Raw genomic sequence first — 23,470 nt, forward strand, 5'->3', positions numbered from 1 at the left:
AAAAAATCTCACCCGCTCTCTCACCAAGTTGGCCGCTTGATTGCATATGCTTGTACATACAAGTAAAGATGTGTGCGTAAGACTCTCCTTCGCACCATCAATGTTCGCGCATCATGCCGAGGAGTCCAGCTGTGACCGATTTTTCGAAAGCCAAGCCTACTAAATTCCGTGACGTCGAAATCCGTGCCGCCCGCGGTAACAAGCTCACCGCCAAAAGCTGGCTGACTGAAGCACCGTTGCGCATGCTGATGAACAACCTCGACCCGCAAGTGGCCGAGAACCCGAAAGAATTGGTGGTGTACGGCGGTATCGGCCGTGCGGCGCGCAACTGGGAGTGCTACGACCAGATCGTCGAGAGCCTCACCAACCTGAATGACGACGAGACCCTGCTGGTGCAATCCGGCAAGCCGGTCGGCGTGTTCAAGACCCACAGCAACGCTCCGCGCGTGCTGATCGCCAACTCCAACCTGGTGCCGCACTGGGCCAGTTGGGAACACTTCAACGAACTGGATGCCAAGGGCCTGGCCATGTACGGCCAGATGACCGCCGGCAGCTGGATCTACATCGGCAGCCAGGGCATCGTGCAGGGCACCTACGAAACCTTCGTCGAAGCCGGCCGCCAGCACTACAACAGCGACCTCACCGGCCGTTGGGTCCTCACCGCCGGCCTTGGCGGCATGGGCGGCGCTCAGCCGTTGGCTGCGACCCTGGCTGGCGCTTGCTCGCTGAACATCGAGTGCCAGCAGGTCAGCATCGATTTCCGTCTGGCCAGCCGTTATGTCGACGAGCAAGCCACCGACCTCGACGACGCCCTGGCCCGCATCGCCAAATACACTAAGGAAGGCAAGGCCATCTCCATCGCCCTTTTGGGTAACGCGGCCGAAATCCTGCCGGAACTGATCAAGCGCGGCGTGCGCCCGGACATGGTCACCGACCAGACCAGCGCCCACGACCCACTCAATGGTTACCTGCCTGCCGGCTGGACCTGGGACGAATACCGCGCCCGCGCCAAAACCGAGCCGGCTGCCGTGATCAAGGCCGCCAAGCAGTCGATGGCCGTGCACGTCAAAGCCATGCTGGAATTCCAGAAACAAGGCATCCCGACTTTTGACTACGGCAACAATATCCGCCAGATGGCCCAGGAAGAAGGCGTAGAAAACGCCTTCGACTTCCCAGGCTTCGTACCGGCCTACATCCGCCCGCTGTTCTGCCGTGGCATCGGCCCGTTCCGCTGGGCTGCGCTGTCGGGTGACCCGCAAGACATCTACAAGACCGACGCCAAAGTCAAAGAGCTGATCCCGGACGACGCGCACCTGCACAACTGGCTGGACATGGCGCGCGAACGCATCAGCTTCCAGGGCCTGCCAGCACGTATCTGCTGGGTTGGCCTGGGCCAACGCGCCAAGCTCGGCCTGGCATTCAACGAAATGGTGCGCAGCGGTGAGCTGTCGGCACCCGTAGTGATCGGCCGTGACCACCTCGACTCCGGCTCGGTCGCAAGCCCCAACCGCGAAACCGAAGCCATGCAGGACGGCTCCGACGCCGTGTCCGACTGGCCACTGCTCAACGCCTTGCTCAACACCGCGAGCGGCGCGACCTGGGTTTCGCTGCACCACGGCGGCGGCGTGGGCATGGGCTTCTCCCAGCACTCGGGCATGGTGATCGTCTGCGACGGCACCGATGAAGCGGCTGAGCGGATCGCCCGCGTACTGCACAACGACCCGGCCACCGGGGTGATGCGTCACGCCGATGCCGGTTACCAGATCGCCATCGATTGCGCCAAGGAGCAGGGCCTGAACCTGCCGATGATCAAATAACGGCTGGCCTGGTTCCTGTGGGAGCTGGCTTGTGTGGGAGCTGGCTTGCCTGCGATGCGGGCGACTCGGTCTCTCGGCAGAACCGAGGGGATGCCATCGCAGGCAAGCCAGCTCCCACAGTAGAACCCGCAATCTGCACACCCAGAACAATCCATCAGAGGTTGACCAACATGGCTGCAAATGACACCACACCGTTGATCGAAAGGCGTTCGATCGACTACATCCCGGAAGCGGAAAGACACGGTCGTCTATTGAGCCAGTTCACCCTGTGGATGGGTGCCAATCTGCAAATCACCGCGATTGTCACCGGGGCCTTGGCCGTGGTGCTCGGCGGTGATGTGTTCTGGTCGTTGATCGGTCTGTTGATCGGCCAACTCATCGGCGGCGGCGTCATGGCGTTGCATGCAGCGCAAGGGCCAAAGCTTGGCCTGCCACAGATGATCTCCAGCCGGGTGCAGTTCGGCGTTTACGGTGCAGCCATCCCGATTGTGCTGGTCTGTTTGATGTACCTCGGTTTCACCGCGACCGGGACCGTGCTGTCGGGGCAGGCGCTGGGCCAGTTGTTCGGGGTCAGCGACAGCGTCGGTATCCTGATTTTTGCCAGCGTCATCGTACTGGTCACCGTGCTGGGCTACCGGGTGATCCACTTTATTGGGCGGGTCGCCAGCGTCATTGGCGTGATTGCCTTTGTCTATCTGTTCAGTCGTTTGATGAGCCAGACCGACGTTGGCGCGCTTTTGCAGATCCGTCACTTCAGCTGGAGCAGCTTCCTGCTGGCGGTGTCGCTCGCGGCCTCCTGGCAGATCGCCTTCGGCCCTTACGTGGCGGACTATTCACGTTACCTGCCAAGCAAGACATCTTCGCTGAAAACCTTTTTCGCCGCCGGTGCAGGTTCGGTCATTGGCGCTCAGGTGGCGATGGTCCTTGGCGTGTTTGCCGCGGCCATGTCCAACGGGCAATTTGCCGGTCACGAAGTCGCCTACATCGTTGGGTTGAGTGGTACGGGCGCCACCGCTGCGCTGCTGTACTTCAGCATCGCGTTCGGCAAGGTCACCATCTCTACCCTGAACTCCTACGGCAGCTTCATGTGCATTGCGACCATCGTCAGCGGCTTCCGTGGTCGCCTTGAGGTCACCCGCCTGCAGCGTCTGGTGTTCGTGCTGGTGATTGTCGGCACTGCAACCCTGATCGCGTTGCTCGGCCAGCACTCGTTCCTCGGCGCGTTCAAGTCTTTCATCCTGTTTCTGCTGGCGTTCTTTACGCCGTGGAGTGCGATCAACCTGGTGGATTACTACTGCATCACCCGCGAGCGCTATGACGTCCCGGCTTTGGCCGACCCGAATGGCCGCTACGGTCGCTGGAACCTGCTCGGTATCAGCGTCTATGTGTTCGGTGTGCTGGTGCAGTTGCCGTTCATCTCCACCAAGTTCTACACCGGCCCTTTGGTTGCCGCGCTGGGTGATGTGGATATCTCCTGGATCATCGGCCTGGTACTGCCAGCGGCCCTGTATTACGTATGTGCGAAAAAATGGCACGGCACGGTGCCCGATCAACTGATCCTGCCAATAGAGCAGGGCGCTGCACCAACGACAAACGGGCTGGCTGCACAGGCCTGATGGGACGTGGACAGGGCAGGACGCCTACTGACTGCCGTAATCCATTTCAAGATTGGGAGCGTCACAACAATGAAGATGAATAAAACCCTGCTGGCCACCGTGTTATCTGCAGGCTTGCTGGCCTCTGCCGGCGCCCAGGCGGCGGGTTGGTGCGAGTCCGGCAAACCGGTGAAATTCGCCGGGCTGAACTGGGAAAGCGGCATGTTGCTCACCGACATCCTGCAAACCGTGCTGGAGAAAGGCTACGGCTGCAAAACCGATAGCTTGCCGGGCAACTCCATCACCATGGAAAACGCCCTGAGCAGCAACGACATCCAGGTTTTCGCCGAAGAGTGGGTAGGCCGCAGCGAAGTCTGGAACAAGGCCGAGAAGGCCGGCAAAGTCGTTGGCGTTGGCGCGCCCGTTGTGGGTGCCGTCGAAGGCTGGTATGTGCCGCGTTATGTGATCGAAGGCGACGCCAAGCGCAAGCTGGAACCCAAGGCACCAGACCTGAAAAATATCGCCGACCTGGCCAAATACGCCTCGGTATTCAAGGACCAGGAAGAGCCCTCCAAGGGCCGCTTCTACAACTGCCCGGCCGGCTGGACCTGTGAGCTGGATAACAGCGAAATGCTGAAAAGCTATGGCCTGGAAAGCACCTACACCAACTTCCGCCCTGGCACCGGCCCGGCGCTGGATGCCGCCGTGCTGTCGAGCTACAAGCGTGGCGAGCCGATCCTGTTCTACTACTGGTCGCCAACCCCGCTGATGGGCCAGGTCGATCTGGTCAAGTTGCAGGAAAAGCCCGGTGTGGATAAAAGCGTGAGCATCAAGGTCGGCCTGTCCAAAACCTTCCACGAGCAAGCGCCGGAACTCGTGGCGGTGCTGGAGAAGGTCAACCTGCCCATCGACTTGCTTAACCAGAACCTCGGTCGCATGGCCAAAGAGCGGATTGAGTCGCCAAAACTGGCGAAAATTTTCCTCAAGGAACATCCTGAAGTCTGGCACGCATGGGTGAGCGACGACGCAGCCAAGAAAATCGACGCGGCCTTGTAGGTCAAGCGTGTCCGGCTACCCTCAAGGGCCAGCCGGGCACCCGGCCACAACCCACTGGATCGAGAGCACGCTATGTTTCCTGAGAGTTTTACGTTTTCCATCGCCGACTGGGTCAACGGTTGGGTGGACTCACTGGTCACCAACTACGGCGATGTGTTCCGGCACATCTCCGACACGCTGTTATGGGCCATCGTCAACCTGGAAGGCTTGCTGCGTGCAGCGCCCTGGTGGCTGATGCTCGCCATTGTCGGCGGCATCGCCTGGCATGCCACCCGCAAGGTGGTGACCACGGCGGTGATCGTCGGTCTGCTGTTCCTGGTGGGTGCGGTTGGCCTGTGGGACAAGCTCATGCAAACCCTGGCACTGATGATGGTCGCCACGGTGATCTCGGTGCTGATCGGCATTCCGTTGGGCATTTTGTCTGCACGCAGCAATCGCCTGCGGTCGGTATTGATGCCGCTGCTCGACATCATGCAAACCATGCCCAGCTTTGTGTACCTGATCCCGGTGCTGATGCTGTTTGGCCTGGGCAAGGTGCCGGCGATTTTCGCCACGGTGATCTACGCCGCGCCACCGTTGATTCGCCTCACCGACTTGGGCATTCGCCAGGTCGACGGCGAAGTCATGGAAGCCATCAACGCCTTCGGTGCCAACCGCTGGCAGCAACTGTTTGGCGTGCAACTGCCGCTGGCATTGCCGAGCATCATGGCCGGTATCAACCAGACCACCATGATGGCGTTGTCGATGGTGGTGATCGCCTCGATGATCGGCGCCCGAGGCCTGGGTGAAGACGTGCTCGTCGGCATCCAGACCCTCAACGTCGGCCGTGGCCTCGAAGCAGGGCTGGCGATTGTGATTCTTGCAGTGGTCATCGACCGCATTACCCAGGCCTATGGTCGTCCACGGCATGAGGCGAGCAAATGACTACTGTCAGCAAAATTGAAGTTAAAAACGTCTTCAAGATTTTCGGCAACCGCTCCAAGGAAGCCCTGGCGATGGTTGGTCAGGGCAAGACCAAGGATCAGGTGCTGGCCGAGACCGGTTGCGTGGTCGGCGTGAACGACCTGTCACTGAGCATCGGCACGGGCGAGATCTTTGTGATCATGGGTCTTTCGGGTTCGGGCAAGTCCACGTTGGTGCGCCACTTCAACCGCCTGATCGATCCAACCAGCGGCGCGATCCTGGTGGACGGCGAAGACATCCTGCAACTGGACATGGAAGCCCTGCGCCAATTCCGTCGCCACAAGATCAGCATGGTGTTCCAGAGCTTCGGCCTGCTGCCCCACAAGAGTGTGCTCGACAACGTTGCCTACGGCCTCAAGGTGCGCGGCGAAACCAAGCAGGTGTGCGCCGAACGTGCGCTGCACTGGATCGAAACCGTGGGCCTCAAAGGCTACGAAAACAAATACCCGCACCAGCTTTCCGGTGGCATGCGCCAACGTGTAGGCCTGGCCCGCGCCTTGGCAGCCGATACCGACATCATCCTGATGGACGAAGCCTTCAGCGCCCTCGACCCGCTGATCCGCGCCGAGATGCAGGACCAGTTGCTGGAGCTGCAAAAGACCCTGCACAAGACCATCGTGTTCATCACCCACGACCTCGACGAGGCGGTGCGCATTGGCAACCGCATTGCGATTCTCAAGGACGGCAAGCTGATCCAGGTCGGCACGCCGCGCGAGATTCTGCATTCGCCGGCGGATGAGTATGTGGACCGGTTTGTTCAGCGCCGGGCGGCGGTGGTGTAGCTGATCGTTCCCACGCTCTGCGTGGGAATACATCCCGTGACGCTCCGCGTCACACCTGATAGCGGGACGCGGAGCGTCCCAGGCGGCGTTCCCACGCAGAGCGTGGGAACGATCAATTCAAGAGGCTCAAGATGTCCCAGGCAACAAAAATCATCATCGCCGACGCTCCCCTGCGTTGGCAGGACGTGGTCGCCGTCGCCCGCCACGGCGCCGTGCTCGAACTCTCGGGCCACGCCTGGGCGCGTATCGACAATGCCCAGGCCATCGTGCAACGCATCGTCACCAGCGGCGAACGCGCCTATGGTGTGAACACCGGCCTGGGCGCGCTGTGCAATGTGTCGCTCAAGGGTGAACAACTCAGCCAGTTGTCGCGCAACACACTGCTGAGCCACGCCTGTGGCGTCGGCCCGGTGCTGAGCGACGAACAGACCCGCGCGATCATCTGCGCAGCCATCATCAACTACAGCCACGGCAAATCCGGCCTGCACCCGCAGGTGGTGCATTCGTTGCTGGCGTTGCTCAACCATGGCATCACGCCGCAAGTGCCGTCCCAGGGCTCGGTGGGCTACCTGACCCACATGGCCCACATTGGCGTGGCCTTGCTCGGGGTTGGCGATGTGAGCTATCGCGGCCAGATCGTGACGGCGCAAGCCGCCTTAAAAGCCGAAGGTTTACAGCCTGTGGTGCTCGGCGCCAAAGACGGCCTGTGCCTGGTCAATGGCACGCCGTGCATGACCGGCCTGAGCTGCCTGGCCCTGGCCGACGCGCATCACCTGCTGCAATGGGCCGACGTGATCGGCGCCATGAGTTTCGAAGCCCAGCGTGGTCAGATCGACGCCTTTGACGAAGCCATCATCGCCCTCAAGCCACACCCAGGCATGCAGCAAGTCGGCATCAACCTGCGTGCCTTGCTTGACGGCAGTGAAGTGATCGCCAGCAGCAAAGGCATCCGCACCCAGGACGCGCTGAGCATCCGATCGATCCCGCAGATTCACGGTGCGGCGCGTGATCAGGTGGAACACGCCACACGCCAGATCGAGACCGAACTCAACAGCGCCACCGACAACCCGCTGGTGCTCGGCACGCCGGACAACTACCGCGTGGTGTCCCAGGCCAACCCGCATGGGCAGTCTGTGGCGCTGGCGGCCGACATGCTCGCCATCGCCATGGCCGAAATCGGCTCGGTGGCCGAGCGTCGCCTGGACCGCCTGATCAACCCGCACGTCAGTGGTTTGCCGGCGTTCCTGGTCAGCAACCCTGGGGTCAACTCCGGGATGATGATCGTGCAGTACGTCGCCGCCTCGCTGTGCGGGCAAAACCGTCAGCTGGCGCAACCGGCGGTGCTCGACAATTTCGTTACCTCGGGCCTGCAGGAAGACCACCTGAGCATGGGCACCAATGCCGCGCTCAAGCTGCATCAGCTGTTGGCCAACGTCACGCAGATTCTCGCCATCGAGTACCTGCTGGCAGCCCAGGCGTTCGAGTTTTTGAAGGGCCAGCGTTTCGGCGCGGGTACTGACAGCGCCTGGCGTCTGCTACGCGAAAAGGTCGCACCTTACGAACAAGACCGTTGGTTGGCGCCAGATATTGCCGCCACCGCCGCGCTGCTCAAAGACACCGCTTTGCTGCGCTCAGCAATTCCCCATTTGCACTAAACACTTATTCAAAAGAACAATTCAAAGGAGCATGAATGTGACTGCGCTAAATTTGATTCCAGGCCAACTGAGCCTTGCCCAACTGCGAGCCATCTACCAGCAGCCGGTAACCCTCACTCTGGATGACAGCGCCACGGCGCAGATCGAAGCCAGTGTGGCCTGCGTGGAGCAGATTCTCGCCGAGAACCGCACCGCCTACGGCATCAACACCGGTTTTGGCCTGCTGGCCTCGACCCGCATTGCCAGTGAAGACCTGGAAAACCTCCAGCGTTCCCTGGTGCTGTCCCACGCCGCCGGCGTCGGTGAGCCGATCAGCGACGCGCTGGTGCGGCTGGTCATGGTGCTCAAGGTCAACAGCCTGAGCCGTGGGTTCTCCGGCATTCGTCGCCAGGTGATCGACGCGCTGATCGCACTGATCAACGCCGAAGTGTACCCGCACATTCCGCTCAAAGGTTCGGTCGGTGCTTCCGGCGACTTGGCGCCATTGGCGCATATGTCGCTGGTGCTGCTGGGCGAAGGCAAGGCGCGCTACAAGGGCGAATGGCTGGAAGCCACCGAAGCGCTGAAAGTTGCCGGCCTGACGCCGCTGACGCTGGCGGCCAAAGAAGGCCTGGCGCTGCTGAACGGCACCCAGGTATCCACCGCTTATGCCTTGCGCGGCCTGTTCGAAGGCGAAGACCTGTTCGCCGGCGCGTTGGCGTGCGGTGCACTCACCGTGGAAGCGGTATTGGGCTCGCGCTCGCCGTTTGATGCACGTATCCATGCCGCCCGTGGCCAGCGCGGTCAGATCGACGCGGCCGCGGCTTATCGCGACCTGCTCGGCGAGAGCAGCCAGGTGTCCCAGTCGCACCAGAACTGCGACAAGGTGCAAGACCCGTATTCCCTGCGTTGCCAGCCGCAAGTCATGGGCGCCTGCCTGACCCAGTTCCGCCAGGCTGCCGAAGTGCTGGTGGTAGAGGCCAACGCCGTGTCGGATAACCCGCTGGTGTTTGCTGCCGAGGGCGACGTGATTTCCGGCGGTAACTTCCACGCTGAGCCGGTGGCCATGGCTGCCGACAACATGGCGCTGGCCATCGCCGAAATCGGCTCGCTGAGCGAGCGTCGTATCTCGTTGATGATGGACAAGCACATGTCGCAACTGCCGCCGTTTTTGGTCGGCAATGGCGGGGTGAACTCCGGTTTCATGATCGCCCAGGTCACCGCTGCGGCGCTCGCCAGTGAGAACAAGGCGCTGGCGCATCCTCATAGCGTGGACAGCCTGCCGACGTCGGCCAACCAGGAAGACCACGTGTCCATGGCTCCGGCTGCGGGCAAGCGTTTGTGGGAAATGGCTGAAAATACCCGTGGTGTACTCGCAGTTGAGTGGCTGGCGGCATGCCAGGGCCTGGACCTGCGCGATGGCTTGAAGACTTCGACCAAGCTGGAAAAAGCCCGCGGGATCCTGCGCGACAAAGTGGCGTTTTATGAGAAGGACCGCTTCTTTGCCCCGGACATCAATGCCGCCAGCGAACTGCTCGCCAGCCGCTGCCTGAATGAGCTGGTGCCGGCCAAGCTTCTGCCGAGCTTGTAACCGCAATGCAACCCAGTGTGGGAGCTGGCTTGCCTGCGATAGCTATCTGTTAGTTGAAACATGTGTGACTGACATACGATCGTTCCCACGCTCTGCGTGGGAATTTTGCCCTGGACGCTCCGCGTCCGCTTTAAGAGTCGTGACGCGGAGCGTCACAGGATGTGTTCCCACGCGGAGCGTGGGAACGATCTTCTCCTCATAAAAATAATAGGGACGAGAAATGCACCAGCAAGAAAAGGGTTTGAAACGCGGGTTGAGCGCCCGACATATTCGCTTCATGGCACTCGGTTCCGCGATCGGCACCGGGTTGTTCTATGGTTCCGCCTCTGCCATCCAAATGGCCGGCCCTGCCGTGCTGCTGGCCTACCTGATCGGCGGCGCTGCCGTGTTCATGGTGATGCGTGCTCTCGGTGAAATGGCCGTGCACAATCCGGTGTCAGGCTCCTTCGGCCAGTACGCCAGCACCTACCTTGGGCCTATGGCCGGGTTTGTGCTCGGCTGGACCTACGCATTTGAAATGATCATCGTCTGCCTCGCCGACGTCACCGCCTTTGGCATCTACATGGGCTTCTGGTTTCCCGAGGTCGCGCGCTGGGTCTGGGTGCTGGGTATCGTGTTTTTGATCGGCGGCCTGAACCTGTGCAACGTCAAAGTGTTTGGCGAAATGGAGTTCTGGCTGTCGCTGCTCAAGGTCGGCGCGATTGTGGCGATGATCCTCGGCGGCTTTGGCATCATGCTGTTTGGCATTCATTCTGCTGGCGAAACCCAGGCCAGCGGCTTGAGCAACCTGTGGGCCCACGGCGGCTTCATGCCTAACGGCATTGGCGGCCTGATCGCCTCGTTCGCGGTGGTGATGTTTGCGTTTGGCGGCATCGAAATCATCGGCATCACGGCCGGTGAAGCCAAAGACCCGCAGCGCGTGATCCCCAAGGCGATCAATGCGGTGCCGCTGCGCATCCTGCTGTTCTACGTGCTGACCCTGTTTGTGCTGATGGCCATCTACCCGTGGCCACAGATTGGCAGCCAGGGCAGTCCGTTCGTGCAGATCTTCAGCAACCTTGGCATCGGCTCGGCAGCGACCATCCTCAATATCGTGGTGATCTCGGCCGCCGTCTCGGCCATCAACAGCGACATTTTTGGCGCCGGCCGCATGATGTATGGCCTGGCCCAGCAAGGGCAGGCGCCCAAGGGTTTTGCGCAGCTGTCCAAGCAAGGCGTGCCGTGGATGACCGTACTGGTAATGGGCGCGTCGTTGCTCGGCGGCGTGGTGCTCAACTACCTGATCCCGGAAAACGTGTTCCTGTTGATCGCCTCGATTGCCACTTTCGCCACCGTGTGGGTGTGGCTGATGATCCTGTTTACCCAGGTCGCCATGCGCCGCTCCATGACCAGGGAACAGGTGGCCGAGCTGAAATTCCCGGTACCGTTCTGGCCGTATGCGCCAGCGGCGGCCATTGTGTTCATGCTGTTCGTGTTTGGCGTGCTGGGTTACTTCCCGGACACCCAGGCCGCTTTGCTGGTCGGCGCCGTCTGGATCGTGTTGCTGGTCCTCGCCTACCTGCTGTGGGTCAAGACCGCTGCCGGGCAGGGGGCCAAGGTCCATTACGACCCGGCTTTGTCTCATCGATAACTTAGGGAGGCGTTGATGAAAACGCTTTGGCAACACTGCCACGTCGCAACTATGGCCCAGGGCAAATACTCGATCATCGAGGATGCCGCCATGGTCACCGCGGGTTCGCTGATCGAGTGGATCGGCCCCCGCAGCCAGGCGCCAGTGGCGGATTACGCCCAGGTGCATGACCTGCAAGGTGCGTGGGTCACCCCCGGGCTGATCGACTGCCACACCCACACGGTGTTCGGCGGCAATCGCAGCGGCGAATTCGAGCAGCGCCTTGAAGGCGTGAGCTACGCCGAAATCGCTGCCAAGGGTGGCGGTATTGCCAGCACCGTGCGCGCCACCCGTGCCGCCACGGAAGATGAATTGTTTGCCAGCGCTGAAAAGCGCCTGCGCAGTTTGCTGCGTGACGGCGTGACCACGGTGGAGATCAAGTCCGGCTACGGCCTTGACCTGGCCAACGAGCGCAAGATGCTGCGGGTTGCGCGGCGCCTTGGCCAGGTGCTGCCGGTGAGCGTGCGCGCCACGTGCCTGGCGGCTCACGCGCTGCCGCCGGAGTACAAGGATCGCGCTGACGACTACATCGACCACATCTGCACCGAGATGCTCCCGGCGCTCGCGGCCGAAGGGCTGGTGGATGCGGTAGACGCCTTCTGTGAGTACCTGGCGTTTTCCACCGAGCAAGTGGAGCGTGTATTCAAGGTCGCCCAGCAGTTGGGCTTGCCGGTGAAACTGCACGCCGAGCAGCTTTCCTCATTGCACGGCTCCAGCCTGGCGGCGCGTTACCACGCACTGTCGGCGGACCACCTGGAGTTCATGACCGAAGAAGACGCCATCGCCATGGCCGCGTCCGGCACTGTCGCGGTGTTGCTGCCGGGCGCGTTCTACTTCCTGCGTGAAACCCAGTTGCCGCCGATGGATGCGCTGCGCAAGCACGGTGTGAAAATCGCCATCGCCAGTGACCTCAACCCCGGCACCTCGCCGGCGCTGTCGGTACGCCTGATGCTGAACATGGCCTGCACCCTGTTCCGCATGACCCCGGAAGAAGCCTTGGCCGGCGCCACGCAACATGCGGCCACCGCGCTGGGCATGGGTGACACCCACGGTTCGCTGGAAGTGGGCAAGGTCGCGGATTTCGTCGCCTGGCAGATTGATCGCCCCGCCGACCTGGCTTACTGGCTGGGCGGCGAGCTGGATAAACGCGTCGTGCGCCATGGCGTCGACGTCACCGTCTGAGGAGTGTTGTTGTGGATAAGGTTCTGAGTTTCAAACAAGGCCGTGTGCCGCTGCTGATCAGCATGCCCCACGCGGGGTTGCGCCTGACGCCTGCGGTCGAAGCCGGGCTGATCCCCGAGGCGCAAAGCCTGCCGGACACCGACTGGCACATCCCCACGCTGTATGACTTTGCCGAGGCATTGGGCGCCAGCACCTTGTCGGCCGAGTACTCGCGGTTTGTGATTGACCTGAACCGGCCGTCCGACGACAAGCCGCTCTACGCCGGCGCCACCACCGGGCTGTACCCGGCGACCCTGTTCGAGGGTGTGCCGTTGTTCCGTGAAGGGCGGGTGCCGTCCGAAGAAGAACGCGTGACGTATCTGCAAAAGATCTGGGGGCCGTACCACCGCACCCTGCAAGAAGAACTTGCCCGGCTCAAGGCCGAGTTCGGCTATGCCTTGCTGTTTGATGCGCACTCGATCCGCTCGGTAATCCCGCACCTGTTCGAGGGCAAGCTGCCGGACTTCAACCTCGGCACCTTCAACGGCGCGGCGTGTGACCCCGAGCTGGCCAGCCAGCTGGAAGGCATCTGCGCTCAGCATCCGCAGTTCACCCATGTGCTGAACGGGCGCTTCAAGGGCGGGCATATCACTCGCCACTATGGCGACCCGGCGCAGGATATTCATGCGGTGCAGTTGGAACTGTGCCAGAGCACGTATATGGAAGAGGTTGAGCCGTTCCGGTATCGCCCTGATTTGGCTGCGCCGACCCAGGTTGTGTTGAAGCAGTTGCTGGAAGGGTTGTTAGCCTGGGGGCAGAAGCGCTACGGCTGATATCGCTATCGCAGGCAAGCCAGCTCCCACATTTGGATGTATTCACAGATCAAAATGTGGGAGCTGGCTTGCCTGCGATGGAGCCTTCCGGGTCGCCCCAGTGCAACTGCCGGTCGCCACAGTTCGTGTCAGCACAGGTCTCGCTGGGTAAGGTTGTGGGTACGGCGCACCAGACGCCACTTCCCACAATAAAAGCTGCCCAGTGAGACCTCATCCATGAAAAGACTGTTGTTGATCCTCACCGGCGCGGCTTTGATCAGCGCCAACGCCATGGCCGCAGAACCTGCATCCTGTAAAGCCGTCCGCATGGGCGTGGTCAGCTGGACTGACGTCATCGCTACCTCAGGCATGGCCGACGTGCTGCTCAATGGCCTGGGCTACGACAGCAAGCAGACCAGCGCGGTGCAGCAGATCATTTTTGCCGGCATCCGCGACAAACGCCTGGATATCTTCCTCGGCTACTGGAAACCGGCGATGGATAACAACATCGCACCGTTCCTGGCCGCCAAGCAGGTCAAGGTGTTCGACACGCCCAGCCTCGCCGACGCCCAAGCCACCCTGGCCGTGCCGCAATACGTGGCGGATGCCGGGCTGAAGACGTTTGCCGACATCGCCCGCTTCAAGGACAAGTTGGGCGGCAAGATCTACGGCATCGAGCCGGGCAGTGGCGCCAATACCGATATACAGAAGATGATCGACACCAACCATTTCGGCCTGGGCGGCTTCAAACTGGTGGCTTCCGGTGAAGCGGGCATGCTCGCGGCGGTGCAGCGAGCGGTGAACCGCAAGGAGTTCGTGGTGTTCGTCGGCTGGACCCCGCACCCGATGAACATCAATATGAAAATGGCCTACCTCACCGGCAGTGAAGATGTGTTCGGCCCGGACGAAGGTCGCGCCACGGTTTCCACCGTCACCGCGCCGGATTTTGGCGAACGCTGCCCCAACGCCAACCGTTTGTTGCAGAACCTGACCTTCACCGCTGCCCAGGAAAGCCAGTTGATGGTGCCGATCATGGAACGCCAGTCGCCGCAGGAGGTGGCCAGGCAATGGTTGCGTGACCACCCAGAGGATTTGCAGCGCTGGTTGGCCGGGGTCAAGGCGTTTGATGGCAGCGATGGCGTGGCGGCAGTGCAGGCCAGCCTCAAACCCTGAAAACACCGCCGGGCAAAATGTGGGAGCTGCGGTGCGACGATTCGACTGGCCTGCGATAGCGGTGTATCAGTGAATGAAGAGGTGACTGACACACTGCTATCGCAGGCAAGCCAGCTCCCACGTTTAGATCTCCATTCTCAGGGATATTGAGCATGTATCCGATTTCAGCGCAGCTTGCCGCCTTCATCGCCAAAACCGAATCCTTCACCAGTGACGACTCTTCGCTGGCGGGCTTGCGCCATAACTACGACCGTATGTGCCAGGCCTTCACGCCACCGAAGCCTGAAGGGCTGCAACTGTCGGACTTTTCCCTGGGCGGTGTAGGCGTGCGCAGTTACCTACCCACGGCGCCAGCGCCGACGGAGGGCTGGCCCTGTCTCCTTTATATGCACGGTGGCGGCTGGGTGGTCGGCGGGTTGGACTCCCACGACTTCATCTGCTTCGAACTGGCGAGCGCGTTGCAGGTCCTGGTGATCGCCATCGACTACCGTCTGGCGCCGGAGTACCCGTTCCCGGCAGCCTACCAAGACTGTCGCGCCGTATGGCAGGCAATCCAGGCCGCGCAGGGGCCGCACGCCATCAACCTGCAACGCCTGGTGGTGATGGGCGACAGCGCGGGCGGCAATCTGGCGGCGGCGCTGTGCCTGGGGCTGCGCGACGACGGCCAGCCGCTGCCCATGGCCCAGGTGCTGATTTACCCCGGCCTGGGCGGGCCTGCCGATTTGCCCTCGCGGCGTGACTGCATGGACGCGCCGCTGCTCAGTACTGCCGACACCGACTGCTACCTGGCAATGTACCTGCATGCTGCGGTCACGCCATCGGCCTATGCCATGCCTTTGTTGGCCGAGCATTTCGGCGGCTTGCCCAAGGCGTTGATCGCCGTGGCCCAGTTCGACCCGTTGCGCGATGACGGCATGCTCTATGCCGAACGGCTGCAACAGGCCGGTGTGCCCGCCGTGCTGTATCCCGGCAAAGGTCTGGTCCACGGTTGCTTGCGCGCGCGCGGCCAAGCCCCGGAGGTGGATCAGCTTTATAACTATCTGCTGCATTACCTCAGGAGCGAAGGGCTGACACAGGTCTAAGTATTCAAGGACATGCTCATTGCACAATTCGGGTTTATGATGCCAGACGGCAAGAATAATAGACGTCCCCTCAGGGATGAACCCGACACCCTATGGAGCGCGCAATGCAGACTTGGTACCCGCAGATCAAACCCTACGCCCGGCACGATCTGGCAGTCGATGACACCCACACGCTGTACGTCGATGAAAGTGGCTCCCCCGAAGGTTTGCCTGTCGTCTTCATCCATGGCGGCCCCGGCTCCGGTTGCGATGCCCAGAGCCGCTGCTATTTCGACCCGAACCTGTACCGCATCGTTACCTTCGACCAGCGTGGCTGCGGGCGTTCCACGCCGCGCGCGAGTCTTGAAAACAACACCACCTGGGATCTGGTCGCCGACCTCGAGCGCATCCGCGAACACCTGGGCATCGACAAATGGGTGCTGTTTGGTGGTTCCTGGGGCTCGACCCTGTCGCTGGCCTATGCGCAAAGCCACCCTGAGCGTGTGCATGGTTTGATCCTGCGCGGTATCTTACTGGCCCGCCCGCAGGATATTCATTGGTTCTACCAGGAAGGCGCGAGCCGCATGTTCCCGGATTACTGGCAGGACTACCTTGCCCCGATCCCGGCGGACGAGCGCCACGACATGGTTGCCGCCTACCACAAGCGCCTCACCGGCAACGACCAGATCGCCCAGATGCACGCAGCCAAAGCCTGGTCCGGTTGGGAAGGGCGCATGCTCGGCCTGTGCCCGAGCCCGCAGCACGTCGAGCGTTTTTCCGAGCCGCAGCGCGCCCTGTCGATTGCGCGTATCGAGTGCCACTACTTCACCAATAACTCTTTCCTGGAGCCCAACCAGCTGATTCGCGATATGCACAAGATCGCCCATCTGCCTGGGGTCATCATCCATGGCCGCTACGATATGATCTGCCCGCTGGATAATGCCTGGGAGCTGCATCAGGCCTGGCCCAACAGTGAGCTGCAGGTGATTCGCGAGGCTGGCCATGCGGCATCCGAGCCGGGCATCACCGATGCGTTGGTGCGTGCGACCGGCGAGATGGCACGGCGCCTGCTTGATCTGCCGCCAGAAGAAGCATGAAGGGCCTGTTGCAACGGGTGCGTGGCGCCCGGGTCGAGGTGGCGGGTGAAGTCGTAGGCTCGATAGACCAGGGATTACTGGTGCTGGTCGCCGTGGAACCTTCAGATACGCCCGAGAGTGCCGACAAACTGTTGCACAAGCTGCTTAACTATCGGGTGTTCAGCGACGATGAGGGCAAGATGAACCTGTCCTTGAAGGACATTGGCGGTGGTTTGCTGCTGGTATCGCAGTTCACTCTGGCGGCGGACACCAAAAGCGGGTTGCGGCCCAGCTTCTCCACAGCGGCCCCACCGGCCCTGGGAGCCGTGCTTTTTGAACACTTGTTGTTACAAGCGCAACAATTGCATGGCAAGGTGGCATCGGGGCGTTTTGGCGCTGATATGCAGGTGCATTTGGTCAATGATGGCCCTGTGACCTTCCTCTTACAGACATGAATGTATTAAAAACGACTTTAATGCCTAAAAACGCAGGGTTTCGCTACAAATACTTCGTTGTCCCTGATGCGTTGTTTCGCGGGCTACTAGATAATCGCGCGCTATGGGGATCAGCGTAAATTGGTCCATTTTTGACTTAGGTAGAGACTTGTCCGACGGCCTTTGGGGAATCATTTTGACCCAGAGGAGTCGGAACAATGCTCGCCAACCTGGCATATAGATAGCTGGCCGTTGGTTTTTTGATCTGTTTTCGGCGAGGGTTGCTCGTGATTGTTAGTCCCTGTAATGCACCAAAATTGTCTGCCAAACGGTTACGAAACGCACTGGTAACGGGCTCTGCCCTGTTTTGCCTGTTCGGGGCGGGTCAACTGTGGGCATTCAGTCTGGATGATGTGTCGGCCAAGGCAAAAGAGCTGGCCGGGCAGAAATACGAAGCTCCGCGCAGCAATCTGCCGAACGAATTTCGCGAAATGAAATTCGCGGACTATCAGAAGATTCGTTTCCGCAACGAAAAAGCCGAGTGGGCCGATCAGAACACGCCATTCAAGCTGTCCTTCTATCACCAGGGCATGCACTTTGACACGCCGGTGAAAATCAACGAAGTGACCGCCGACAGCGTCCAGGAAATCAAGTACGACCCAAATCGTTTCGATTTCGGCGACGTGAAATTTGATCCTAAAGCCACCGAACAGCTGGGTTATGCCGGTTTCCGTGTGCTGTACCCGATCAACAAGGCCGACAAGCAAGACGAAATCATGACCATGCTCGGCGCCAGCTACTTCCGCGTCGTCGGCAAAGGCCAGGCCTATGGCCTATCGGCCCGTGGCATGGCGATCGACACTGCATTGCCGTCCGGTGAAGAATTCCCGCGTTTCACCGAGTTCTGGATTGAACGACCAAAACCGGGCGAGAAACAGCTGGTGATCTTCGCCCTGCTGGACTCGCCACGCGCAACCGGCGCCTATCGCCTGACCCTGCGCCCGGGCACCGACACCATTGTCGACGTCAAATCCCAGATGTTCCTGCGTGACAAGGTCAGCAAACTGGGCATCGCCCCGCTGACCAGCATGTACTTGTTCGGCGCAAACCAGCCGTCCAAGGTGCTCAACTACCGTCGTGAATTGCACGATTCCAGCGGCCTGTCGATCCATGCCGGCAATGGCGAGTGGATCTGGCGCCCACTGAACAACCCTAAACACCTGTCGGTCAGCAACTTCGCCGTTGAAAACCCGCGTGGTTTCGGCCTGCTGCAACGTGGCCGCGACTTCAGCCACTACGAAGACCTGGACGACAACTACGACAAGCGCCCAAGCGCCTGGATCGAACCTGAAGGCGACTGGGGCAAGGGTTCTGTCGACCTGGTAGAGATTCCGACCGCCGACGAAACCAACGACAACATCGTTGCGTTCTGGAGCCCGGCCGAGCTGCCGAAAGTCGGCGAGCCGCTGGACGTCAGCTACCGCTTGCACTGGACCATGGACGAGAAAGACCTGCACCCGGCCGACAGCGCCTGGGTCAAGCAGACCTTGCGCTCCACCGGTGACGTGAAGCAATCCAACCTGATCCGCCAGCCTGACGGCAGCGTGGCCTACCTGGTGGACTTCGAAGGCCCGTCCCTGAAGAACCTGCCACCGGATGCGCCAGTACGTAGCCAGGTGAGCGTGGGCGACAACGCCGAAATCGTTGAAAACAGCGTGCGCTACAACGAGCACACCAAAGGCTGGCGCCTGACCCTGCGCATGAAGATCAAGGACGCAGGCAAGCCCACCGAAATGCGTGCCGCGCTGGTTGAGGACATCGTGAAGCCTGAGCCTGAGAAGGTTTCGACCCAGGTGCTCAAGGCCGACAAGCTGCTGGCCAAGCAACACGAAAAACAGGCCAGGAAAGACGCCAAGGAAGCGAAAGACAAGGACGCCAAGCAGCCAGAGGCTGCCCCCGCCAATCCGGAGCCGGAAAAGACCGAACACGTCCTGACCGAAACCTGGAGCTATCAGTTGCCTGCCGATGAGTAATTCTCAAGCCACGCCAGAGACCCTGTCCGAGTACCTGGCGCACCTCCCGATGACCGCAGAGCAGCGCGCCGAACTGGCGGGCTGCACCTCCTTCAGCGAGCTGCACGAACGCTTGTCGTCAAAGACTTTCGACGCACCCACCGAGGCTGCCCAAGCCTCGGTCGGCCGCCGGTTGACGCTCAATACCGCCGAAGAGCTGCAAGACGCCGAGATGCTGGCGCTTGACGCCAACGGTCGGGTTTGCCTGAAGGCCACGCCGCCGATCCGTCGGACCAAAGTGGTGCCGGAGCCATGGCGTACCAATATCCTGGTGCGTGGTTGGCGCCGGATGACCGGTCGCACCAACCCTCCGGCCCCGCCGAAGGATGAGCGCGTATTGCCGGCAGCACGCTGGCGTACCGTGGGTTCGATCCGTCGCTATATCCTGCTGGTGCTGATGCTCGGCCAGACCATTGTGGCCGGCTGGTACATGAAAGGCATCATGCCGTACCAGGGCTGGTCGCTGGTCGACTTCGACGAAATCCGCAACCAGACCCTGCTGCAAACGGCCACCCAGGTGCTGCCTTACGCCTTGCAAACCAGCATCCTGATCATGTTCGGGATTCTGTTCTGCTGGGTCTCGGCCGGTTTCTGGACCGCGCTGATGGGCTTCCTGGAGCTGCTGACCGGCCACGATAAATACCGGATCTCCGGTAAAAGTGCTGGTGACGAGCCGATTCCAAAGGATGCCCGCACCGCGCTGGTGATGCCGATCTGCAACGAAGACGTGCCCCGGGTATTTGCCGGCCTGCGCGCTACTTTCGAATCGGTAGCCGCCACTGGCGACCTGGACCGTTTCGATTTCTTCGTGCTCAGCGACAGTAACGAAGCCGATATCTGCATCGCTGAACAGCAAGCCTGGCTTGATGTGTGCCGCGAAGCCGGTGGTTTCGGCAAGATCTTCTATCGCCGCCGTCGCCGTCGCGTAAAGCGCAAGAGCGGCAACCTCGACGACTTCTGCCGTCGCTGGGGCGGTGAATACAAGTACATGGTGGTGCTCGACGCCGACAGCGTGATGAGTGGTGAATGCCTCACCAGCCTGGTGCGCTTGATGGAAGCCACGCCGGATGCCGGGATCATCCAGACCGCGCCACGTGCGTCGGGCATGGACACCCTGTATGCGCGCATGCAGCAGTTCGCCACCCGTGTTTATGGCCCGCTGTTTACCGCTGGCCTGCACTTCTGGCAGTTGGGTGAATCCCACTACTGGGGTCACAACGCCATCATTCGTATGAAGCCGTTTATCGAGCACTGCGCCCTGGCGCCGTTGCCGGGTAAAGGCGCGTTTGCCGGTGCGATCCTCTCCCACGACTTCGTTGAAGCCGCGCTGATGCGCCGTGCCGGCTGGGGCGTGTGGATTGCCTATGACCTGCCGGGCAGCTACGAAGAACTGCCGCCGAACCTGCTGGATGAGCTCAAGCGTGACCGTCGCTGGTGCCACGGCAACCTGATGAACTTCCGCCTGTTCCTGGTCAAAGGCATGCACCCGGTGCACCGTGCGGTGTTCCTGACCGGCGTGATGTCCTACCTGTCGGCGCCGTTGTGGTTCTTCTTCCTGGTGCTGTCGACGGCGTTGCTGGCGGTGAACACCTTGATGGAGCCGCAGTACTTCATGGCGCCACGCCAGCTGTACCCGCTGTGGCCACAATGGCACCCGGACAAGGCGGTGGCGCTGTTCTCCACCACCATCGTGCTGTTGTTCCTGCCTAAATTGCTCAGCATCATCCTGATCTGGGCCAAGGGCGCGAAAGAGTTCGGTGGCAAGTTCAAGGTGACCTTGTCGATGCTGCTGGAGATGCTGTTCTCCATGCTGCTGGCGCCGGTGCGCATGATCTTCCACACCCGTTTCGTGCTCGCCGCGTTCCTGGGCTGGGCTGCGACCTGGAACTCGCCGCAGCGTGACGACGACTCCACGCCATGGAGCGAGGCAGTCAAGCGCCACGGTCCACAGACCCTGCTGGGCTTTCTGTGGGCGCTGTTGGTGGTGTGGTTGAACCCAAGCTTCCTGTGGTGGCTGATTCCGATCGTCGGCTCGCTGATGCTGTCGATTCCGGTGTCGGTGATCTCCAGCCGGGTCAAGCTGGGCCTCAAGTCTCGCGACGAGAGCCTGTTCCTGATCCCTGAGGAATACAACCCGCCGCAAGCCTTGCTGTCGACTGAGCAATACACCCACGAAAACCGTTGGCACGCCCTCAATGACGGGTTTGTGCGCTCGGTGGTCGACCCGCAGCAAAACGCACTGGCCTGTGCCCTGGCGACCTCGCGTCACCGTGAGGCGGAGCCCATCGAGCACTTGCGTCAGGAACGTGTGCGCCACGCGCTGAAAGTCGGCCCCGCCGGCCTCAACAACGGCGAGCGCCTGGCATTGCTCAGCGACCCGGTAGCCTTGGCTCGCCTGCATCAGCAGGTGTGGACTGAAGGTCACGCCGAGTGGCTCGGTGCCTGGCGTGCTTCGGTCAAGGCTGATCCGCACGCGCCATTGCTGCCGCTGCAACCGCTGTCTTCCCAGGCCCAACCGGCCTGATTCCGACGCCCCCGAGGGCTCACCTCGGGGGCGTTAGATGCGCTGGTCCTACAGCGTTTAGAACATCTTCTTGATAACGCTAACCCCTTGTTATTTCGAAACAAAAGACCTTTGTTCGAAGCGTATTGCCGTGCCTGTCGCTGGGGTCGCATCGCCCCCAAATTGACTAGGTCGCAGGGGGATTAATGATCAAAAGGTATTGTTTGGCGGTGCTGAGCGGCGTCATCGCATTGATTTACGCAGGCTGGTTGAGCGCTGGTGCCCTCGATGAGGCGGTTCGACGCGGTGTGCTTAAAGTCGGCACCACGCCCACCTATGTGCCCTTTGAAATGAAGGACAAGCAGGGCCGCATCGTCGGTTTCGAAATCGATTTGCTGCAGGCGATGAGCCGCGCGTTGGGCGTCGAGCTTGAACTGGTCGCGGTGCCGTATACCGAGTTGTTGCCGGGGCTGATGGCGAAGAAGTTCGACCTAATCGGCAGCGGCATGACGGTGACGCAGGAGCGCAACCTCAAGCTGAACTTCAGCGACTCCTTTATTGTGGTCGGCCAGACCGTGCTGCTGAACCCCAGCCTGGCCGGCAAGATTGCCAGCATCGAAGATCTCGACGAGGCGGGTTACCGCATCGCCGCGACTGAAGGCACGACCGGCGAAGCGGCTGCGCAGCGGTTTTTGGGCGCGGCGCGCCTGAGCACTTTTACCACGCCGGAAGAAGGCGTGCGCCAAGTGGTCGAGGGCAAGGCCGACGCCTTCGTCCATGACGCACCCTACAACCTGATTGCGCTGGCCAGGCCGGAAAACCACCGGCTCTTTGCCCTTGAGCAACCGTTTACCTTTGAGCCTCTGGCGTTTGGCCTGAAAAAAGGCGACTACGACAGCCTCAACTGGATCAACCACTTCCTCAATCAAATTGCCCAGGATGGCACCTACGATCGGCTGCACGACAAGTGGTTCAAGGACACGGACTGGATGGCGGAGATCGACTAAGCGTCATAACTGCTTACACATCAATGAATTGCCGGCCTGTTGCACTGATGTGTCTAGCCCCTGCGCAGTGATGCACCATTGTGGGGCTTTTGCGACATGCGCCGATAACATTTACCCGTGAAACCTTTGTGACGGGCAACGAGTGGGTTAGGATCGCACCCCGAATGGGTGCAGCCCTTTTGCGCGCCGGCCTTATAAGAATCTTTCAGGGGACTTGATGATGAAAAAGTATCTTTCGATGCTGATGCTCGGCGTCACCGCGCTGGTCGCGGCCACTGCGGCGCATGCGGGCGCCATCGACGATGCGGTCAAGCGCGGCACGCTGAAAGTCGGCATGGACCCGACCTACATGCCGTTCGAAATGACCGACAAGCGCGGTGAAATCATCGGCTTTGAAGTCGACATTCTCAAGGCCATGGCCAAGTCCATGGGCGTCAAGCTGGAGTTGGTGTCCACCGGCTATGACGGCATTATCCCGGCCTTCCTGACCGGCAAGTTCGACATGATCGGCAGCGGTATGACCCTGACTCAGGAACGCAACCTGCGCCTGAACTTCAGCGAACCCTTCATCGTGGTCGGCCAGACCCTGCTGATTCGCAAGGACCTGGAAGGCACGATCAAGTCCTACAAAGATTTGAACGACGAGAAATACCGCCTGACCTCCAAGCTCGGCACTACCGGCGAGATGGTTGCCAGGAAACTGATCTCCAAAGCCAAGTACCACGGCTATGACAACGAGCAGGAAGGCGTGCTGGACGTGGTCAACGGCAAGGCCGATGCCTTTGTGTATGACGCACCTTACAACGTGGTCGCCGAGAAGAAAGTCGGTAATGGCAAGCTGGTGTTCCTGGAAGAACCCTTCACCTTCGAGCCCCTGGCGTTCGGCCTGAAAAAGGGCGATTTCGACAGCATCAATTACATCAACAACTTCCTGCACCAGATCCGCAACGACGGCACCTACGATCGCATCCATGACAAGTGGTTCAAGAGCTCCGAGTGGCTCAAGGACATGGAATAAGGGCTGACACCGAGTCGACTTCATCGCAGGCAAGCCAGCTCCCACA

17 protein-coding genes and 1 pseudogene are annotated in these 23,470 nt (G+C 60.9%); all 18 read left to right on the forward strand.

Annotated features, from left to right (window positions below):
* Positions 1 to 113: 113 nt before the first annotated feature.
* The 18 genes and pseudogenes from hutU to HX790_RS14545 all read left to right on the forward strand — a co-directional run bounded on the left by hutU (position 114) and on the right by HX790_RS14545 (position 23,424).
* A complete protein-coding gene (gene hutU, locus HX790_RS14460; RefSeq protein ID WP_176991718.1) occupies positions 114 to 1,817 on the forward strand; it encodes a urocanate hydratase in 1,704 nt (567 codons plus the stop codon).
* A gap of 170 nt (positions 1,818 to 1,987) precedes the next feature.
* Positions 1,988 to 3,433: a cytosine permease gene (locus tag HX790_RS14465; protein ID WP_017138615.1), complete on the forward strand. Its 1,446-nt coding sequence runs from the start codon at positions 1,988 to 1,990 to the stop codon at positions 3,431 to 3,433.
* A 69-nt stretch (positions 3,434 to 3,502) separates the two neighbouring features.
* Positions 3,503 to 4,468 carry an ABC transporter substrate-binding protein gene (locus HX790_RS14470; protein ID WP_017138614.1) on the forward strand — a complete coding sequence of 322 codons (966 nt, stop codon included), beginning with the start codon at positions 3,503 to 3,505 and terminating at the stop codon, positions 4,466 to 4,468.
* Positions 4,469 to 4,540: 72 nt separating this feature from the next.
* On the forward strand, positions 4,541 to 5,392 hold the full coding sequence (locus HX790_RS14475) for a proline/glycine betaine ABC transporter permease (RefSeq protein ID WP_017138613.1): 852 nt from the start codon (positions 4,541 to 4,543) through the stop codon (positions 5,390 to 5,392).
* A complete protein-coding gene (locus HX790_RS14480; protein WP_017138612.1) occupies positions 5,389 to 6,213 on the forward strand; it encodes a glycine betaine/L-proline ABC transporter ATP-binding protein in 825 nt (274 codons plus the stop codon). The genes HX790_RS14475 and HX790_RS14480 overlap by 4 nt, the downstream gene beginning before the upstream one ends.
* A 131-nt stretch (positions 6,214 to 6,344) precedes the next feature.
* Positions 6,345 to 7,868 (forward strand): histidine ammonia-lyase, encoded by a 1,524-nt coding sequence (gene hutH / locus HX790_RS14485; protein ID WP_138450425.1) that lies wholly within the window; start codon positions 6,345 to 6,347, stop codon positions 7,866 to 7,868.
* A gap of 31 nt (positions 7,869 to 7,899) precedes the next feature.
* On the forward strand, positions 7,900 to 9,438 hold the full coding sequence (hutH, locus tag HX790_RS14490; protein ID WP_099549489.1) for a histidine ammonia-lyase: 1,539 nt from the start codon (positions 7,900 to 7,902) through the stop codon (positions 9,436 to 9,438).
* Positions 9,439 to 9,658: 220 nt separating this feature from the next.
* On the forward strand, positions 9,659 to 11,068 hold the full coding sequence (locus HX790_RS14495) for an amino acid permease (protein WP_176991719.1): 1,410 nt from the start codon (positions 9,659 to 9,661) through the stop codon (positions 11,066 to 11,068).
* A 15-nt stretch (positions 11,069 to 11,083) separates the two neighbouring features.
* On the forward strand, positions 11,084 to 12,289 hold the full coding sequence (gene hutI / locus HX790_RS14500; protein WP_017138608.1) for an imidazolonepropionase: 1,206 nt from the start codon (positions 11,084 to 11,086) through the stop codon (positions 12,287 to 12,289).
* 11 nt (positions 12,290 to 12,300) lie between these two features.
* Complete coding sequence (gene hutG, locus HX790_RS14505; protein WP_138450420.1) at positions 12,301 to 13,101, forward strand: N-formylglutamate deformylase; 801 nt, start codon at positions 12,301 to 12,303, stop codon at positions 13,099 to 13,101.
* Positions 13,102 to 13,317: 216 nt separating this feature from the next.
* Positions 13,318 to 14,253 (forward strand): choline ABC transporter substrate-binding protein, encoded by a 936-nt coding sequence (locus HX790_RS14510; protein ID WP_176991720.1) that lies wholly within the window; start codon positions 13,318 to 13,320, stop codon positions 14,251 to 14,253.
* Positions 14,254 to 14,405: 152 nt separating this feature from the next.
* A complete protein-coding gene (locus HX790_RS14515; protein ID WP_176991721.1) occupies positions 14,406 to 15,335 on the forward strand; it encodes an alpha/beta hydrolase in 930 nt (309 codons plus the stop codon).
* Positions 15,336 to 15,439: 104 nt separating this feature from the next.
* Entirely contained in the window at positions 15,440 to 16,411 is a 972-nt protein-coding gene (gene pip, locus HX790_RS14520) for a prolyl aminopeptidase (RefSeq protein WP_176991722.1), read from the forward strand.
* A complete protein-coding gene (gene dtd / locus HX790_RS14525; RefSeq protein ID WP_176991723.1) occupies positions 16,408 to 16,845 on the forward strand; it encodes a D-aminoacyl-tRNA deacylase in 438 nt (145 codons plus the stop codon). Before pip ends, dtd begins: the two co-directional genes overlap by 4 nt.
* Positions 16,846 to 17,168: 323 nt before the next feature.
* Positions 17,169 to 18,857 (forward strand): glucan biosynthesis protein G, encoded by a 1,689-nt coding sequence (locus HX790_RS14530; RefSeq protein WP_170039139.1) that lies wholly within the window; start codon positions 17,169 to 17,171, stop codon positions 18,855 to 18,857.
* Positions 18,850 to 21,494 (forward strand): annotated as a pseudogene (mdoH, locus tag HX790_RS14535) (glucans biosynthesis glucosyltransferase MdoH). Before HX790_RS14530 ends, mdoH begins: the two are co-directional and overlap by 8 nt.
* Before the next feature lie 111 nt (positions 21,495 to 21,605).
* Positions 21,606 to 22,406: a transporter substrate-binding domain-containing protein gene (locus HX790_RS14540; RefSeq protein WP_138452866.1), complete on the forward strand. Its 801-nt coding sequence runs from the start codon at positions 21,606 to 21,608 to the stop codon at positions 22,404 to 22,406.
* A 220-nt stretch (positions 22,407 to 22,626) separates the two neighbouring features.
* A complete protein-coding gene (locus HX790_RS14545; RefSeq protein ID WP_099549483.1) occupies positions 22,627 to 23,424 on the forward strand; it encodes a transporter substrate-binding domain-containing protein in 798 nt (265 codons plus the stop codon).
* Positions 23,425 to 23,470 lie beyond the last annotated feature (46 nt).

The organism is Pseudomonas sp. IPO3747 (genome assembly GCF_013385245.1).
Taxonomy (GTDB): domain Bacteria; phylum Pseudomonadota; class Gammaproteobacteria; order Pseudomonadales; family Pseudomonadaceae; genus Aquipseudomonas; species Aquipseudomonas edaphica.